The 16,381-nt window shown below is 72.2% G+C and carries 10 protein-coding genes, 1 tRNA gene and 2 pseudogenes; 5 read left to right on the forward strand and 8 right to left on the reverse strand.

The features are described 5' to 3' along the window. Nucleotides 1-71: 71 nt before the first annotated feature. Both QUY26_RS05515 and QUY26_RS05520 read right to left on the reverse strand, forming a co-directional pair. Nucleotides 72-3,959, reverse strand: coding sequence for a Pls/PosA family non-ribosomal peptide synthetase (locus QUY26_RS05515; protein ID WP_289943984.1), 3,888 nt, complete (start codon nucleotides 3,957-3,959; stop codon nucleotides 72-74). Between the two features lie 213 nt (nucleotides 3,960-4,172). Then, nucleotides 4,173-4,249: transfer RNA gene (locus QUY26_RS05520), tRNA-Pro, on the reverse strand. A 126-nt stretch (nucleotides 4,250-4,375) separates the two neighbouring features. Here QUY26_RS05520 and QUY26_RS05525 point away from each other — a divergent pair. Both QUY26_RS05525 and QUY26_RS05530 read left to right on the forward strand, forming a co-directional pair. Then, nucleotides 4,376-5,077: a transketolase gene (locus tag QUY26_RS05525; RefSeq protein ID WP_289943985.1), complete on the forward strand. Its 702-nt coding sequence runs from the start codon at nucleotides 4,376-4,378 to the stop codon at nucleotides 5,075-5,077. Nucleotides 5,078-5,185: 108 nt separating this feature from the next. Further along, nucleotides 5,186-6,085, forward strand: coding sequence for a transketolase family protein (locus QUY26_RS05530; RefSeq protein ID WP_289943986.1), 900 nt, complete (start codon nucleotides 5,186-5,188; stop codon nucleotides 6,083-6,085). A 355-nt stretch (nucleotides 6,086-6,440) separates the two neighbouring features. Here QUY26_RS05530 and QUY26_RS05535 read toward each other — a convergent pair whose 3' ends face one another. Together QUY26_RS05535 and QUY26_RS05540 are read right to left on the reverse strand one after the other, a co-directional pair. Then, the gene (locus QUY26_RS05535; protein WP_289943987.1) at nucleotides 6,441-6,944 is read right to left on the reverse strand and encodes a GNAT family N-acetyltransferase; all 504 of its coding nucleotides are present in this window, start codon (nucleotides 6,942-6,944) and stop codon (nucleotides 6,441-6,443) included. Between the two features lie 230 nt (nucleotides 6,945-7,174). Next, nucleotides 7,175-7,831: an HAD family hydrolase gene (locus QUY26_RS05540; protein WP_436840488.1), complete on the reverse strand. Its 657-nt coding sequence runs from the start codon at nucleotides 7,829-7,831 to the stop codon at nucleotides 7,175-7,177. A 154-nt stretch (nucleotides 7,832-7,985) separates the two neighbouring features. Between QUY26_RS05540 and QUY26_RS05545 the strand changes: the two are divergent. Then, nucleotides 7,986-8,385, forward strand: a pseudogene (locus QUY26_RS05545) (IS5/IS1182 family transposase); the annotation flags it as partial. Nucleotides 8,386-8,486: 101 nt separating this feature from the next. On the opposite strand, the pseudogene QUY26_RS05550 reads toward QUY26_RS05545, so the two are convergent. The 4 genes and pseudogenes from QUY26_RS05550 to QUY26_RS05565 all read right to left on the reverse strand — a co-directional run. Beyond that, nucleotides 8,487-8,675 (reverse strand): annotated as a pseudogene (locus QUY26_RS05550) (hypothetical protein); the annotation flags it as partial. A gap of 90 nt (nucleotides 8,676-8,765) precedes the next feature. Then, nucleotides 8,766-10,007 (reverse strand): MFS transporter, encoded by a 1,242-nt coding sequence (locus QUY26_RS05555; protein ID WP_289955495.1) that lies wholly within the window; start codon nucleotides 10,005-10,007, stop codon nucleotides 8,766-8,768. 390 nt (nucleotides 10,008-10,397) lie between these two features. Further along, nucleotides 10,398-10,754 (reverse strand): MmcQ/YjbR family DNA-binding protein, encoded by a 357-nt coding sequence (locus QUY26_RS05560; RefSeq protein ID WP_289943989.1) that lies wholly within the window; start codon nucleotides 10,752-10,754, stop codon nucleotides 10,398-10,400. 59 nt (nucleotides 10,755-10,813) lie between these two features. Next, nucleotides 10,814-11,791: an alpha/beta fold hydrolase gene (locus QUY26_RS05565; protein WP_289943990.1), complete on the reverse strand. Its 978-nt coding sequence runs from the start codon at nucleotides 11,789-11,791 to the stop codon at nucleotides 10,814-10,816. Nucleotides 11,792-12,036: 245 nt separating this feature from the next. Between QUY26_RS05565 and QUY26_RS05570 the strand changes: the two genes are divergently transcribed. Beyond that, nucleotides 12,037-15,522: a ThuA domain-containing protein gene (locus QUY26_RS05570; protein WP_436840271.1), complete on the forward strand. Its 3,486-nt coding sequence runs from the start codon at nucleotides 12,037-12,039 to the stop codon at nucleotides 15,520-15,522. Next, nucleotides 15,519-16,379 carry a sugar phosphate isomerase/epimerase family protein gene (locus QUY26_RS05575; RefSeq protein ID WP_289943992.1) on the forward strand — a complete coding sequence of 287 codons (861 nt, stop codon included), beginning with the start codon at nucleotides 15,519-15,521 and terminating at the stop codon, nucleotides 16,377-16,379. The genes QUY26_RS05570 and QUY26_RS05575 overlap by 4 nt, the downstream gene beginning before the upstream one ends. The last annotated feature ends 2 nt before the right edge of the window (nucleotides 16,380-16,381 follow it).

The following is a 16,381-nucleotide window of genomic DNA, read 5'->3' on the forward strand; positions in this document are numbered from 1 at the left end:
CGCTGGTCCGCTCCCTGCCCTGTGCTCGTACGACGTGACGCGCGTGCTGTCCTGCCACGCGGCCCGCCGCCTCAGGGACGCCAGGCCTCGATCGGGTTGCCCAGCCAGCGGGTGTCGGCCGGGACCGACTCGCCGGCCATCACGAGGGACGCGGGGCCGAGGGTCGACCGGGCTCCGATCTCGCTGCCGGGCAGCACGATCCCGCCCGGACCCAGGGTGGCGCCCGCACGGAGGACCACAGTATCCGTCCGCAGGATCCGATCATGGAAGAGGTGCGTCTGCAGGACACAGCCCCGGTTCACGCTGGTCGCGGTCTCCAGGGTGACCAGATCGGTCTCCGGCAGCCAGTAGCTCTCGCACCACACGCCCCGGCCGACGCGCGCGCCGAGCCCGCGCAGCCACAGGTTCAGGACCGGGGTGCCGGGGACGGCTCCGGCGAGCCAGGGCACCGCGACCATCTCGACGAAGGTGTCCGCGAGTTCGTTGCGCCATACGAAGCCGCACCACAGCGGGTGCTCGCCGGTGCGGTGGCGGCCCACGAGCAGCCACTTGGCCACGATCGAGGTGAGGCAGCCGAGTGCCCCGGCGGCGAGCAGGACCGCCCCGGAAAGCAGCGCGGCGAGCCAGAGCCCGTGCCGGGCGGCCAGGGCGAGCAGCCCGACCACGAAGATCACCAGGGCGGCCGAGCAGAACACGGGGACGATCCGGCACGCCTCGACGAGCGCACGGGCCAGCTTGAGCCGGACGGGTGGCGCGTAGGTGCGGCTGTCGTCGGACCCGGCTGCCGCGCGGGGCAGCTTGACCGGCGGCAGGCCCAGGTAGGAGCTGCCCTTCTTGGCCTTCTTCGGGGTGGCCGACAGGACGCCGACCAGGCCGTCGTCGGGCACGGAGCGGCCGGGCGCGGTCATGCCGGAGTTGCCGAGGAAGGCGCGGCGGCCGATCTCGGCACGGCCGATGCGCACCCAGCCGCCGCCGAGCTCGTAGGGCGCAGTCAGGGTGTCGTCGGCGAGGAACGCGCCGTCGCCGACCGTGGTGAGGCTCGGCAGGGCGAGCACGGTGGACACTTCGGCGCCGCGTCCGACGCGCATGCCGAGCAGCCGCATCCACAGGGGGGTGACGAGTCCGGCGTACAGCGGGAAGAGGGTCTGCCGGGACAGGTCCATGAGCTGGGTGACAGTCCACGCCTGCCAGCCGATGCGGCTGTGGGTGGGGCGGGTGCCCGTGCGCAGGCCGAGGCTGAGCAGCCGGACGCCGATCAGGATCAGCAGGGCGTACGCGAGGCCGAAGGCCAGGGTCGCGGGGGCGAGGGCGAGCAGCGCGCCGCGTACGGCCTCGCCGAGGGCGGCGTCGGCGGGCACGAAGGCGCGGGCGACGAAGAGCGCGGGCAGGGCGGCGGCGAGCGGCAGGAGGCTGAGGGCGATGCCCGTCACGCCGTACATGGCGCGCCAGTGCACGGCGCGCGGCGGGCGCTGCTCGGGCCAGTCGCGCTTGGCCTTGCCGAGCTTGCCCGCGGGCGATCCGGCCCAGCGCTGGCCGGTCGGGATCGGGCCGCGCACGGCGGAGCCGGGGGCGACCTCGGCGCGCTTGCCGACGCGGGCGCCCGGGAACAGGATGCTGCGGGTGCCGACCACGGCGCCCGCGCCGACCTTGATCGCGCCGATTTCGAGGCGGTCGCCGTCGAGCCAGTGCCCGGACAGGTCCACCTCGGTCTCGACGGCGCAGCCGCGGCCGAGCTTGAGCAGCCCGGTGACCGGCGGCAGCGAGTGCAGGTCGACCTCGGCGCCGACCTTGACGCCGAGCGCGCGGGCGTAGCGCTCCAGCCAGGAGCCGGTCAGGGAGGTCGCGCCGCTGTACTCGGCGAGGCGTTCGGCGGTCCACAGGCGCAGGTGCACCGAGCCGCCGCGTGGATAGCTGCCGGGCTGGACGCCGCGCAGCAGCAGCCGGGCGCCGCCCGCCGCGACGGCGAGACGTCCGGGCGGGCTGTACAGGACGAGGACGCCGACGGCGATGAGCCACCAGGGCGCGGACAGGGCCCACGGGTAGGCGCCGAAGTGGTGCAGGACGTTGCCGAGCGCGGCGAGCGCGACCGTCCAGCGCAGTCCGACGAGGGTGAACAGCGGGAGCAGCAGGGCCGCCTGGGCGGCCTGGGCGCGCACGGGCACGGGGGCGATCTCGCGGGCGGCGCCGTCGTCCTGCGCGGACTTCTCCAGGCGGCGGGCGAGCTTGCGCAGGACGGGGCGTTCGTAGATGTCGATGACGGCGGCGCTCGGGTAGCGCGTGCGCAGCCGGGTGGTGAGCTGGGCGGCGGCGATGCTGCCGCCGCCGATCGCGAAGAAGTCGTCACAGGCGCTGGTCACGGGGATGCCGAGGGTCTCGCTCCACTGCTCGGCGAGCCAGGCCTCGGTGCCGTACAGCTGCTCGGCCTTGCCGCCGGTGTCGAGGTCGGGCAGGGGCCAGGGCAGGGCGTTGCGGTCGACCTTGCCGGAGGTGCGGGTGGGCAGGTCGGCGACGGGGGCGAGCAACGGCACGAGGGCGGCGGGCAGTTCGGCGCGCAGCTTCTCGACGGCGGCCGCGTGGTCGAAGCCGTCCTGGGGGACCAGATAGCCGACGAGGAGCTGGTTGCCGCCGCGTGCGGTGCGGACGGCGGCGGCCGCGCCCGCGACGCCGGGCAGGGCCTGGAGGGCGGCGTCCACTTCGCCGAGTTCGATGCGGCGGCCGCCGAGCTTGATCTGTTCGTCGGTGCGGCCGAGGAAGATCAGACCCTCGGGGTCGGCCTTGACGAGGTCGCCGCTGCGGTAGGCGCGCCGCCAGCCCATGGACTCCAGGGGCGCGTACTTCTCAGCGTCCTTCTCCGGGTCGAGGTAGCGGGCGAGCCCCGCGCCGCCGATGACGAGCTGACCGCTCTCCCCCATCGGCACGGGCCGGTCCGCCTCGTCGACGACGACGAGCTCCCAGCCGGCCAGCGGCAGCCCGATCCGGATCGGCTCGTCGCCGGTCATGAGTGCGGCGCAGGCGACGACCGTGGCCTCCGTCGGGCCGTAGGTGTTCCACACCTCGCGGCCCTCGGTGACCAGGCGCTGGGTCAGCTCGGGCGGGCAGGCCTCGCCGCCGAAGATCAGCAGCCGGACGTCGCCCAGGGCCTCGGGCTCCCACAGCGCGGCGAGCGTCGGCACGGTGGAGACCACGGTGATCTCCTGCTCGACCAGCCAGGGCCCGAGGTCGGCGCCGCTGCGCACCTGCGAGCGCGGCACGGGCACGAGGCAGGCGCCGTAGCGCCAGGCCAGCCACATCTCCTCGCAGGACGCGTCGAACGCCACGGAGAGGCCGGCCATGACGCGGTCGCCCGGCCCGATGGGCTCCTCCTGGAGGAACAGGGCGGCCTCGGCGTCCACGAACGCGGCGGCGCTGCGGTTGCTCACCGCGACGCCCTTGGGCTTGCCGGTGGAGCCCGACGTGAAGATGATCCACGCGTCGTCGTCGGGCTCGGGCCGACCCGCGGGGACGTCGGCGGGCTTGTCGACGGTGAAGGCGTGTCCGGCGCCGATGACGGTGCGCACGCCCGCCTCGCCGAAGACGAGGTCGGCGCGCTCGTCGGGGTCCTCGGCGTCGACCGGGACGTAGGCGGCGCCCGCGGCGATGACGGCGAGGATCGCGACGTACAGCTCGTTGGTGCCGCTCGGCACGCGGACGCCGACGCGGTCGCCCCTGCCGACTCCGGCGGCGTCGAGCCGGCGCCGTAGCTGTTCCACCTCGGCGGCCAGGGCGCGGTACGTCAGCTGGCGGGTGCCGTCGTCGAGGGCGGGTTCGTCGGGGTGTGCCCGCACGGTCGCGTCGATGATGTCGACCAGGGTGCGCGGTGCGGCGGCGCTCCCGGTGCTGAAGAAGGCCGGCTCCTCGAACTGTTCGCTCATCTCCGCTTCGAGCAGGCTGAGCTCAGCGTTCGCGCGCGTGGCTTCCATCGGGTCCTATCGTCGAAGGCCGCGGATCCCCGGGAGCTCGCCGTGCCACTCCCGGTTTGCCTGGGGTTGTCCGGTCCTGGACCAAACAACCGGCATAGCCTAATCGCTTGTCGTGAACGCGGCGCGGCGGAGTGAGCAAGGCCACCGCCCCGGAGACACGGAAAAGGCCGCCCCCGCCTTTCGGCGAGAACGGCCTCCGACCTGTGAGACACATGGTCGGGACGACAGGATTTGAACCTGCGACCCCTTGACCCCCAGTCAAGTGCGCTACCAAGCTGCGCCACGTCCCGTTGCCCGCTGACCTGGGGTTTCCCCTGGCCGAACGCGCACCGAAACAATACCGCACTCCGGACCGTGATCGCTCACGCCTTTCACCTCTTGACCTCAAGTGGACTTCAGGTTGCACGCTCGTCCGCATGACGACGACAACGGAGCACACCTTCACGTACGGGGACCTCCCCCGCCTCATGGGCCTCATGACGGGCGACGAGAAGCACGGCCCCGCGGCCACGTCCACGCTGGACGCGCTGTGGGTGCTCTACGACCGCGTGCTCAGGGTCACACCCGACCGCGCCGACGACCCGGCCCGCGACCGGTTCCTCCTCTCCAAGGGACACGGCCCCATGGCCTACTACGCCGTGCTCGCGGCCAAGGGCTTCCTGCCCGTCGACTGGCTGGAGGGCTTCGGCTCGTACGACTCGCCCCTCGGACACCACCCGGACCGTGTCCTGGTCCCGGGCGCCGAGATCGGCAGCGGCTCGCTCGGCCACGGCCTGCCGCTGGCTGTCGGCACCACTCTCGGCCTGCGGGCCCGCGGCCTCACCGACCCGCGCGTGTGGGTGCTCGTCGGGGACGCCGAGCTGGACGAGGGCAGCAACCACGAGGCCATCGCCTACGCCGGACCGGCCGGCCTCGAACAGCTGCACACCCTGGTGATCGACAACGCCTCGGCGTCCTACGCCCGGCCCGGCGGCATCGCCGCCCGGTTCGAGGCGGCCGGCTGGTCCGCGCTCACCGTCGACGGACGCGATCACGAGGCGCTGTACGCGGCGTACACGGCGCCGCACGCGGGGCGGCCGCACGCGGTCATCGCGCGGGTGGAACCCAAGTCGGTGTGAGGCGCGCGAGGAGCCCGGGTCGGCGTGACGCCGACGCCCGGCCCCGCCCCTGACCCGTCTGACCCGTCTCCTCCCCTGGTTCATCTCTTCTGGAAGGACTCCCTCCTCATGGACACCATGCGTGACCGTTTCGCCCCCGTCATGACGCGGCTGCTCGACGAGGACCCTCGCCTGGCCGTCGTGCTCGCCGAGATCGGCTTGGACGGTTTCAAGGACGCGATGCGGGCTCATCCGGACCGGGTCATCAATGTCGGCATCCGGGAGCAACTGCTCGTCGGCGCCGGTGCCGGACTCGCCCTCGCGGGGCTGCGCCCCGTCGTGCACACCTTCGCCAGCTTCCTGGTGGAGCGGCCCTTCGAGCAGATCAAGCTGGACTTCGGCCACCAGGACGTGGGCGGCGTCCTGGTCAGCGCGGCCGCGTCGTTCGACTGGCCGGAGGGCGGGTTCACGCACATGTCGCCCGGCGACGTCGCGCTCCTCGACACCCTGGACGGCTGGACCGTGCACGTGCCGGGCCACCCCGACGAGGCCGAGACGCTGCTGCGGCACGCGGTCGCCGCGGGCGACGACAAGGTGTACGTGCGGCTGTCCGTGCAGGCCAACGCCACGCCGATGCCGGTGGACGGGGCCGGGTTCCACACCGTGCGGGAGGGGCGGCGCGGGGTCGTCGTGGCCGTCGGGCCGATGCTCGACCAGGTGCTCGCCGCCACGGAGGGGCTCGACGTGACGGTCCTGTACGCGACGACGGTGCGGCCGTTCGACGCGGCGGGGCTGCGCCGGGCCGTGGGGGGCGCGGTGGCCGCCGATGTCGTGCTGGTCGAGCCGTACCTCGCCGGGACGTCCACGGCTGCCGCGAACGACGCCCTCGTGGAGGTGCCGCATCGGGTGCTCGGGCTCGGGGTGGCTCGGCGGGAGCTGCGGCGGTACGGGCGGGTGGAGGAGCATGTGCGGGCGCATGGGCTGGATGCGGGGTCGCTGCGCGAGCGGATCGGGGGGTTCCTGGGCTGAGGTTCGGGGCCCTGCGGTGCTTTCCCCGACCCCACCTCTTCCCGAACCCGGGGGCTGCGCCCCCTGGACCCCCGCTATTCGGCGCTCCGCGCCTCGCCCTCGAACGCCGGACGGGCTGAAAGTGTGCCGGTGCGGCAACGTCTCAGCCGCTCCGGCGTTTGAGGTGCGGGGTCTGCGGCGGAGCGCCGGTTTCGGTGAGCCCCGATGCTCGCTGAGGGCTGCCCCGTAGAAGATCTGCGGTGTGGTCGACTGCCGTGGGACCGAGTCGACCGTCCAACCGTTCGCGGCACGCCTGGGGCTCCGCCGGAGCGCACACGGTCGTGTGAGCATGAAGCCCCGGGAGCGCGCGCTCACCTCACGGCAACTCGCGTGTGAGCCAGACCACTTCACCGTTGTCTTCCATGGAGACGTGATCCCGCTCGAACCCGAGCTTCTCAAGCACACGGAGCGATGGCGCGTTCCATGCTCCGACGGTTGACCAGAGGCGTTTCCGCCCGGTCGCGATAGCGGCATCGAGTACCGCGCCGGCCGCCTCGGTGGCGTAGCCGCTCCCATGTACGCGCTGGAACAGCTCGTACGCGATTTCAGGCTCCTCCAGGGTGGAGCGGCCGATGATCAGCCCGCAGTAGCCGATGAAATCGCCCTCCTCGCGGCGCTGGATGGGCAACAGGGCGATCCCCGTAGTCGCCGTCGCGCTGAGCAGCTCAGCGATGGACTTCCGGATGTGCTCAACCGTGGGGGTCCCCTTGCCGCGTTCGGAGAGCAGGGCGCAGAACTCGGCGGCGTCCGACTCGGCCCACGGCCGCAGTATCAGCCGCTCGGTCTCAAGGTGAAACGGCATCGTCTCGTACGGAGTCATGCCCCCACTCTGCCCCACAGATCATCACGATCTGCAGGTGGAGCACTTTCCGGCGAGCTCGCAGCTGTGCGGGCGGGCGATGCCACGCATGGCGCGGTGGACACGGTCGCCCTTGAGGCGGCAGTCCCGCCCGGCGTAGCGCGGTCACCAACTTGCTGACGCCGCGCGGAAATAGCCAGGTGGCCGGGACCATCCGGAGCGGCACCGGGATGACACCAGCCATTGCAAGTTCAATCCACTGTGGCCGGCCCCGCAGGCCGCTGAGGGTGGACCCCGGACGCGAAGGCGAGGATGTCGCGGGCGGCTTCACGCAGGCTCTCGAAGTGGCGGTGGGCCCCGTCCACCGCCACGGGGGTGTTGACGCCCCATACCGTCATCCCGGCACGCAGGCCGGCTTGGATTCCGGAGGGGGCGTCCTCGATGACCAGGCAGTCCTCCGGCTCGGCGCCAAGCCGTGCGGCGGCCTGCAGATACGGCACCGGCGACGGTTTGCCTTCCTCCACGGCACCCGCATCCACGATGACCTCGGGCACCGGCAGACCTGTCCGCGCGAAACGCCCCCGTACCCGGTGCTCGTAGTTCGAGGTCACCAGCGCCCAGGACCCGGGCGGCAGGGCCCTCAACAGCTGCCGGGCGCCGTCGAAAGCCGTATACGTGCCGGAGCGAACGTCCTCATCCTCCAGTTCATGCAGCGCGGCCAGGCACTCTCCGGGGTCCTGGTCCGGGGCGACCTGCGCAAAGGTCTCCACCGGCCTCGTCCGCAGTGCCACTCCATAGACCTCATCAGGGTCCAGTCCATAGCGCTCTGCCCACGTTCGCCAGATCAGGCGCTGATTGTCCACGGCATCGATCAATGTGCCATCGACGTCGAACAGGACATACCTCATCGCACCAGCACTGCCGGGATCACTGATCACGCCCCGATCATGCCACCAGCCCCTGAGCAGGCCGTGCGTTCGGCGAAGATGTTTCACCGGGCGAGAAGATCCCCCTGGCTCGACCTCCGGTCGGAGGGATCAACCACAGTGGAACGATCTTGCTGTGGCTGGTGTGATCACGGCGTCGGAGCCGTCCTGGACAGCCCCGTTCACCGGCCTGAGCCCGCGCGGCTTCGGCAAGTTGCTGACCATGGCGCGCCGCGAGAGCGCGGACGAATCGCGGCGCGGCAGGCCATATCGTGGTGCGGCAGGCCATGGGGCCTGCCGCTGGAGGACCGGATACCGCTGATCACGGCGTACTGGCGCAGGGACTTGACGCTGCGTCAGCTCGCCCCGCTCTGCGGGTCTCCAAGTCGGCGGCCGGCCGGATCATCGACCTCCTCGGCCCCCAGCTCGCCTTCCAGCCGCGCAAGCGGTTCGCGAAGGGCACCGTGCGCATCGTGGACGGCACCCTGGTGCCCACCCGCGACCACGCGGTGGCCGAGCAGTCGAAGAACAGAAGGCCCGAGCAGCCACAGGGGCCCGTTCGGGCTGTCTCAACGCTACGGCTCCGCTACGCGGCGCCCAGTTCCCGCATGGGCTCGGCGGGGGCGGGCGCGGCCGGGTCGACCGCTTCCCGCAGAGCGGCGCCCCCGCCGAAGGTGATGCCGAGGGCTGTCGCCGCCGCGTCATCCGCCTCGCGCTGCCGCGCCGGACTCGTCGTCTCGTCGGTGCGGACGGACAGCCGGATGCAGCGCACTCCGCGCAGCGTCTCGATACCGTCGGCACCCTGTCCTACCGGTGTGGTTTCCATGGAACCGGTGCGGACGGACGCATTCCCCGAGCTAGCGGCATACGGTGCGACCTGCTCGGATGCCACCACGACCCGACCACTCCAGAAGTGTCACTCCGGAGCACCGGGAAGAGGCGGGACTGGGGAGCCCCCGGCAAGGCCCCCACCCCCCACCCGCACCAACCCCCGCACCGCAGGCACAACCAACAACGTCCCGCACACCACAAGCACCATCACCCCACCCATCAACAGCACCCGCTCAGCCCCGAATGCGGCGGCCGCGGGCCCCGCCAACGCCTGACCGACAGGCAGCATCGCCAACGACCCCGCCACGTCGTAGGCGTGGATGCGGTTGAGAACGTCCGGCGGCACCTGAGTCTGGACACTGGTCGCCCACATCACCGCCCAGAACGAGGTCCCCGCCCCGGCGACCACGGCCCCCGCCACCATCAGCCCCACCCCGGCCTGCGCCCCGACGGACGCCGGGAACGCGGCGTAGCCGATGAGGGCGAACGCCCCGGCGCGCAGCATCCGCCGGGGCCGGAGCCGCAGCGCGATCACACCGCCGATGACGGTACCCGCGCCGAGAGCGGAGTTCACCAGGCCGTACGCACCCGAGCCGTGCTGTTCGACGACGGTGACGGCGACCAGGGGCGTGACCGGTCCGGTGACGGTGATCATCAGGACGCACCAGATGGCGATGACGCCCCACAGCCAGGTGCGGGCCCGGAACTCCCGCCAGCCCACTGCCAGGTCCTTCTTGAAGCCGAGGCTCCCCGCGCGGCTGCGGGGCACGGCGGGCGGCAGCCTGAGGAGCAGCAGGCACACGGCGCTCAGCGCGTACGTACCGGCGTGGGCGGCGAAGACGGCCGCGGGCGACGCGAGGCCGACGAGGACGCCCGCGACGGCGGGGCCCGCGAGCTGCGCGCCGGACTCGGCGACCCGGATCACGCCGTTGGCCTTCTGCACGTCGGCGGCGAGCCGGGGCACGGTGCTGGCGACGCCGGGCTGGAAGACCGCGGCCGCGGCGCCGTTGACCGCGCCGATCAGACAGATCTCCCACAGCACCACGTGGCCGGTGAGGAAGAAGACGGCGGCGAGCGACTGGGTGACAAGGCGCACCGCGTCGGCGCCGATCATCAGGAGCCGGGTGCTGAACCGGTCGGCGAAGACGCCGCCGAAGATGACGAGCGAGGCGAAGCAGGCAGCGGTCGCGGCCATCGCGAGGCCGACGGCTCCCGCTCCGTACCCGTGGAGCAGCAGGCCTGCGGCGAGGGCGACGGGCAGCATCGTGTCGCCGAGCTTGGCGACGGCCCGCGCCACGAAGAAGAGCCCGAAGTCCCGCGACCACAGCCCGTCCTCGGCGGGCCCGGGACTCCCGGGTCCGGGATTGTCAGGTCCGGGGTTCCCGGGTCCGAGCCGAACCCCCGGCCCGCCCGGCGCCCGCGACTCATCCCACGCGCGCGGTTCCCGCGGCGCCCCCGCGCTCGCCCCCTTCGCCCCCTTCGCCCCCTTCGACGCCCCGGAACCCCCTGGGTCCGCGAAATCCCCCGAGCCCCCGGACGCCACCCCTGACATACCCGACCCGCCCCTCCGCTGAGCGCTGCTGACCGCTGACCGCCGACGGCACGACGCCGGATCATGCCACGCGATCCGGCCACGCTCAGCCGGATTTACGCCCGCCCGGCCGCTGCCAGGGACACCTCCCAGGTCAGCGCCCCGTCCGCTCGCCCCGCCGCCCCGCTACTCCCCGGCCGGAACCCCCAACTCCGGGTAGGTCTCCAGGAGTCGGGGCGTGGCCGCCTGTCGCCACGAGTCGGCGAGGATGTCGGACAGCTCGTCCTGGTCGATGGCCTTCAGGCGCACCCGGACCCAGGCGAAGCTCGCCTCGTGGTCCGCGATCCAGAACTTCTCGGGCTCGGCGAGGACCAGTTCGTCGCGCTCCAGCTTCGGGCAGCGCACGGCGATGGACGTCTCCTCCTCGGGGAGCGTGACGAACATCTTCCCCGCGACGCGGAACGTCGGCATGGACCAGGCGAGCTTCTCCGTCGTGTCCGGCAGGGCGAGTGCGGTGCGGCGTACATCATCGGCGTTGACCATGGCCAGAACCGTAGCCAAGCCGACTGACAATCGCCCGCCGGGCCGGGCGGGCGCGGGCTCTACGGGATCCGCGCGTCCAGCCACGCCGTGAGGTCCCGCTGCACCTCGTCCCGGTTCGTCTCGTTGAGGATCTCGTGCCGCGCGCCCTCGTACCCCTTCCAGGTCAGGTCGCGCACGCCGACGTAGCGGAAGTCCTCAAGGAGTTCGTACACGAGCGTCATGCCCTGGTTGCAGGGGTCCTGGGCGCCGACGGCGATGTGGATGGGCAGGTCGGCGGGGACGCGGGCCAGGTTCCGGGGGTCGTTGATCTTGCGGACGGCGCGCACCCAGTCCAGGGTGAGGCCCGCCGAGAAGGCGAATCCGCAGGCCTCGTCCGCGGCGTAGGCGTCCACCTCGGCCTCGTCGCGGGACAGCCACTCGAAGCCGGTGCGGCGGGGGTAGGGGTCGTTGAAGGAGGCGAAGAGTTCGGCGAGGAAGGACGACCGGGCCGCCCGGCCGCCCTTGGCGATCTCCTCGCCGAGCCGCGCGGCGGCGGCCTCGGTCTCGGCTCCGGGCAGCGAGCGGAAGGTGCCGGAGAGGATCAGGCCGGCGAGGGTGTCCGGGTACTCCTGGGCGTAGTCCCGGGCGAGCAGGGAGCCCAGGCTGTGGCCGAGCAGGACCACGGGGACGCCCGGGTGCAGGGCGCGCACCTGGTCGCCGATGGCCTTGAGGTCGTCGACGATCGCCCGCCAGGCGTCGGCGCCGCTGTCGGGTTCCGCCGTGTCGGTGACGCCGTAGCCGCCGGTGGCCTGCGCGGTGGCGCCGTGGCCGCGGTGGTCGGAGGCGACCGCTCCGTACCCGTGCGCGACCAGGTGGCGGGCGAACCGCTCGTAGCGCAGGCCGTGTTCGGCGGCGCCGTGCGCGATCTGCACGACGGCCCGGGGCCTGCTCCCGGCGGGCAGCCAGGTGTACGTGGCGACGGGCACGCCGTCCGACGCGGTCAGCAGCCCCGCGGTGTACGTGACCGGCGCCCCGTCGGCATGGTCCTTCTCCGGCATCGGAGCACTCCTCTGCTGTGCGGTGGGACTCGTCTCTCCCGGCACACCCTCCCCCACGAGGCAGCCGTCAACCCCCGTGCCGCTCGGGGCCCCGCCGACCCATTGACCCTCCCGGGATGCGGAACCTACGCTGAACAACCTTGCGGAGTAAGCGCTTTCCACGGCGACCGACCCACCGCTCCGCCCCGTCACCGCGACTCACCGCACACCCGGCTACCGGCAGCCGTCCAAGCCCAGGGAGCGCCATGAGTTCCACGCGAAGAGCCCGCATGTCCAGACCGTTCACCGTCCTCGCCGCCCTGTTCGCCCTGCTCGTCGGCCTCGGCCTGTCGTCGCCGCCGCCCGCCGAGGCCGCGGCGGCCTTCCGGGTCCTGGTCTTCTCCAAGGTCACCAACTATCCGCACGAGTCCATTCCCGCGGGCATCGAGGCGATCGAGAAGCTGGGGAGCGAGCACGGCTTCGAGGTGGAGGCCACCGACGACGCGGCGGCCTTCACGGACGCCAACCTCGGCCGGTTCCAGGCGATCGTGTTCAACAACACCAACTCGACGCCGGAGAAGGGCGACCTCCTCGACGCGGCGCAGCGCGCGGCGCTGCAGAAGTTCGTGCGCGGGGGCGGCGGCTGGGTGGGGCTGCACGCGGCGTCGGCGAGCGAGCGGGACTGGGGCTGGTACGAGGGGCTCGTCGGCGCGATCTTCGACAAGCATCCGCAGGTGCAGACGGGCCGGGTCAAGGTCCTCGACCAGGCGCACCCGTCCACGAAGGGGCTTCCGCAGCTGTGGGAGCGCGAGGAGGAGTGGTACAACTGGCGCGCCAACCCGACCGGGAAGGTGCACACGCTCGCGCAGATCAAGGTGCGTGACGGGGTCGAGGGCCTCGACGAGGGCGTGGACCACCCGTGGTCGTGGTGCCAGAACTACGACGGCGGCCGCTCCTGGTACACGGCGGGCGGGCACGCGTCCGCGGCGTTCTCGGAGCAGGCGTTCCTGCGGCACCTGCTCGGCGGCATCGAGTGGGCGGCCGGTGCGAAGCCGGGTGACTGCACGGCCACGAAGACGGGCGCGTTCCAGCGGACGCCGCTGGTCACGGAGGACCTCGCCGACCCGTTCGAGCTGGCGGTCGCACCGGACCGGCGGGTGTTCTTCATCCAGCGCACCGGCAAGCTGAAGGTGATCGACCAGGAGTCGCTGAAGGTCACGACGGCACTCGACTTCGCGTACACGCCGGAGATGACGAGCCAGTCCGACGGTCTGCTCGGGCTCGCCCTGGACCCGGACTTCGCCAGCAACCACTGGCTGTACCTGCTGCACTCGGACAAGACCGAGAAGCGCATCAACCTGTCGCGGTTCACGGAGGCGGGCGGCAAGGTCGACCCCGCTTCCGAGAAGCGGCTCCTGACGATTCCGACGCTGCGCGGCGAGGGCAGGGCCAACTCGCACATGGCGGGCTCGATCGCCTTCGACAAGAAGGGTGACCTGTACGTCGCGACGGGCGACAACACCGACCCGTTCGCGTCGGACGGCTTCACTCCGATCGACGAGCGCGAGGGGCGTCGCGCCTGGGACGCGCAGGGCACCTCGGGCAACACGAACGACCTGCGCGGCAAGGTGCTGCGGATCACCCCGAAGGCCGACGGGACGTACGCGGTCCCGGAGGGCAACCTCTTCGCGCCGGGCACGGACAGGACGCGCCCCGAGGTCTACGCGATGGGTCTGCGCAACCCGTTCCGGATCACGACGGACCCGGTGAGCGGGGCGCTGCTCGTCGCCGACTACGGCCCGGACGCGCGCCAGGCCGTGCCCGACCGCGGTCCCGAGGGGACGGTGGAGTTCAACCGGATCACCAAGGCCGGGAACTACGGCTGGCCGTACTGCGTCGGCGACAACACCCCCTTCAACGACTACGACTTCGCGGCCCAGAAGCCCGGCGCGAAGTTCGACTGCGGAAAGCTCGTCAACGACTCTCCGAACAACACGGGCCTGCGGGACCTGCCGCCCGCGAAGGCCGCCGACGTCTGGTACGCCTACTCCGCCTCCCAGCGCTTCCCCGAGCTGGGCACCGGGGGCGGCGGCCCGATGAGCGGTCCGGTCTACGACTACGACGCCGACAACCCGTACCGGACGAAGTTCCCGGAGTACTTCGAGGGCAAGTGGTTCACGTACGAGCTGACCCGGCAGTGGTTCAAGGCGTTCTCGGTCCAGGAGAAGGACCAGGAGTTCACCGATCCGCGGTTCCCGCCCGCCAGGGCGGGTGAGCTGCACTCGATCAACGGGATCTTCCCCGACATGAAGTGGAACCAGCCCTTCGACGCCGACTTCGGTCCGGACGGCGCGATGTACGTGATCGACTTCGGGCTCGGCAGCGGCACGGGCCGCGGCGGCAGCAACGAGGGCGCGGGCATCTATCGCATCGACTACGTGGCGGACGAGCGGCTGCCCGACGCCCGCGTGAGCGCCACGCCCGACAACGGCAAGGCGCCGCTGAAGGTGGCGTTCTCCAGCGCCGGTTCGGGTCTGCCCGACGGCAAGCCGGTCACGTACGCGTGGGACTTCGACGGCGACGGGAGCACCGACTCCACGGCGGCGAACCCGACCCACACGTACACGAAGAAGGGCCGGTTCACCGCGCGTCTGAAGGTCACGGGGCCGGGTGATCTCTCCGGGCTCGCCGTGCGGGAGGTCACCGTCGGCAACACCCGGCCGACAGTGACGATCGGGCAGCCGCCGGACGGCGGCATGTTCAGCTTCGGCGACACCATTCCGTTCACGGTGAAGGTCACCGACCCCGAGGACGGGAAGGTCGACTGCTCCAAGGTCGTCGTCCAGTCCCAGCTCGGCCACGACTCGCATCTGCACCCGCTGGACAACTACACCGGCTGCAAGGGCGAGATCGTCACGGACGCCGGCGACAGCCACGGCCCGGGCCAGAACCTGTACTACGGCATCACCGCCCAGTACACGGACAAGGGCACCCCGGGCGTGCCCGCGCTCACCGGCTCGGACGCCCTGACGCTGCGGACCTCGCTGCGGGAGGCGGAGCACCGCACGGCCACCGGGGGCGCGCACGGCGGCGCGGAGACGGGCAGCCGTCCCGACGCTTCCGGCGGCAAGCGGCTCATCGAGATCGAGCACGGCGACTGGGTCGCCTTCGACCCGGTGCACCTGAAGGGCGTGGACTCGGTGACGGTCGGCGCGGCCTCCGGCGGGCTCGGCGGCGACGTCGAGTTCCGGGCGGGCTCGCCGACGGGCAGGCTCCTGGGCAAGGTGACGGTGCCGAACACCGGCAGCTACAGCAACTTCGTCTCCCCCACCACGAAGCTCGCGCGCCACGACGGCACGACGAAGCTGTACGCCGTGTTCACCAACCCGCAGTGGGCCGAGGACAAGCCGGACCTGTTCACCGTGGACTGGCTGCACTTCAACGGTCCCGGCGTGGAGAAGAGCCCGCACGCCCGGGTCACGGTGACAGCCGCCCCCGGCAGCGGCACACCGCCGCTCACCGTCCGCCTCACCGGCAAGCCGCGGCTGCCCGCCGGGCGCGAGGTCGCCTCGTACCACTGGGACTTCGGCGACAACTCCAAGCTCTCCGCTCCGCAGGGGCCGACCGCGGAACACGCCTACCCGCGCGCGGGCACGTACACGGCGCGGCTGACGGTGACGGACGACAAGGGCGACACGACGACCGGCTCGGTCGGGATCACCGTGCGGCCCGCGCGGGGAGGACGGTCATGAGCGCGACCAGACGGGCCTTTCTCGGTACGTCGCTGGGGCTCACCGCGGGTCTCGTGACGGGCGCCCCGGCGTGGCCGGCGAGCAGTACGGGACACCCGTGCCGTCGCATCCCGCGCGGCGGCATCGGCATGCACCTCTACACGATGCGCACCGCCCTCGCGCAGGACTTCCCGGGGACGCTGGAGCGGCTCGCCACCATCGGCTACGCGACGGTCGGTGTCAGCGGCCGGCACGGCCACTCGGCGGCCGCCATCCGCCGCGTGCTCGACGACGTCCGGCTCAAGGCCGTCCTCGAACACGTCTCCTACGACGTCCTGCGCGGGCCCGGTCTCGGCCAGGCCCTCGCGGACCTGCACACGCTGGGCGCGACCTGGCCCGTCGTGCCGAGCCTGCCCGGCGCCCTGCACTCGCCCGCCGGATTCCGGGAGGCGGCAAGGGAGTTCAACCGCATCGGGCGGGCGTCCCGCGAGGCGGGCCTCGGCCCCGTCCTCTTCCACAACCACGGCTCGGACCACACCGTGGTCGACGGCGTGAGCCTGTACGACATCCTCGTCACGGAGACCGACCCGCACCTGGTCGGCTTCGAACTGGACGTGTACTGGGCCGTCAAGGGCGGCGCCGACCCGGGGAGCTGCTTCACCAGGCACCCCGGCCGCTTCCCCGCCCTGCACGTCAAGGACATGGCCGCGAACGGGGACTTCGCCGACGTGGGCTCGGGGACCCTGGACTTCGCGGCGATGTTCGACCACGCGCGCAGGGGCGGGGTGCGGCAGTGGCTGGTCGAACACGACAGCCCGACGGACCCGTTCGCCACGGCGCGCGACAGTTACCGGTATCTGGCGGCGTTGCGGTACTGAGC

The sequence above is a fragment of the Streptomyces flavofungini genome (assembly GCF_030388665.1).
Taxonomy (GTDB): domain Bacteria; phylum Actinomycetota; class Actinomycetes; order Streptomycetales; family Streptomycetaceae; genus Streptomyces; species Streptomyces flavofungini_A.

What these genes read in the sequence shown, in the direction of transcription:
- QUY26_RS05565 (WP_289943990.1), bottom strand. Translation starts at nt 11,791, where the DNA reads ATGCCGGAGAAGGACCATGCCGACGGGGCGCCGGTCACGTACACCGCG.
- QUY26_RS05525 (WP_289943985.1), top strand. Translation starts at nt 4,376, where the DNA reads ATGACGACGACAACGGAGCACACCTTCACGTACGGGGACCTCCCCCGC.
- QUY26_RS05535 (WP_289943987.1), bottom strand. Translation starts at nt 6,944, where the DNA reads ATGACTCCGTACGAGACGATGCCGTTTCACCTTGAGACCGAGCGGCTG.
- QUY26_RS05570 (WP_436840271.1), top strand. Translation starts at nt 12,037, where the DNA reads ATGAGTTCCACGCGAAGAGCCCGCATGTCCAGACCGTTCACCGTCCTC.
- QUY26_RS05540 (WP_436840488.1), bottom strand. Translation starts at nt 7,831, where the DNA reads ATGAGGTATGTCCTGTTCGACGTCGATGGCACATTGATCGATGCCGTG.
- QUY26_RS05560 (WP_289943989.1), bottom strand. Translation starts at nt 10,754, where the DNA reads ATGGTCAACGCCGATGATGTACGCCGCACCGCACTCGCCCTGCCGGAC.
- QUY26_RS05575 (WP_289943992.1), top strand. Translation starts at nt 15,519, where the DNA reads ATGAGCGCGACCAGACGGGCCTTTCTCGGTACGTCGCTGGGGCTCACC.
- QUY26_RS05515 (WP_289943984.1), bottom strand. Translation starts at nt 3,959, where the DNA reads ATGGAAGCCACGCGCGCGAACGCTGAGCTCAGCCTGCTCGAAGCGGAG.
- QUY26_RS05530 (WP_289943986.1), top strand. Translation starts at nt 5,186, where the DNA reads ATGGACACCATGCGTGACCGTTTCGCCCCCGTCATGACGCGGCTGCTC.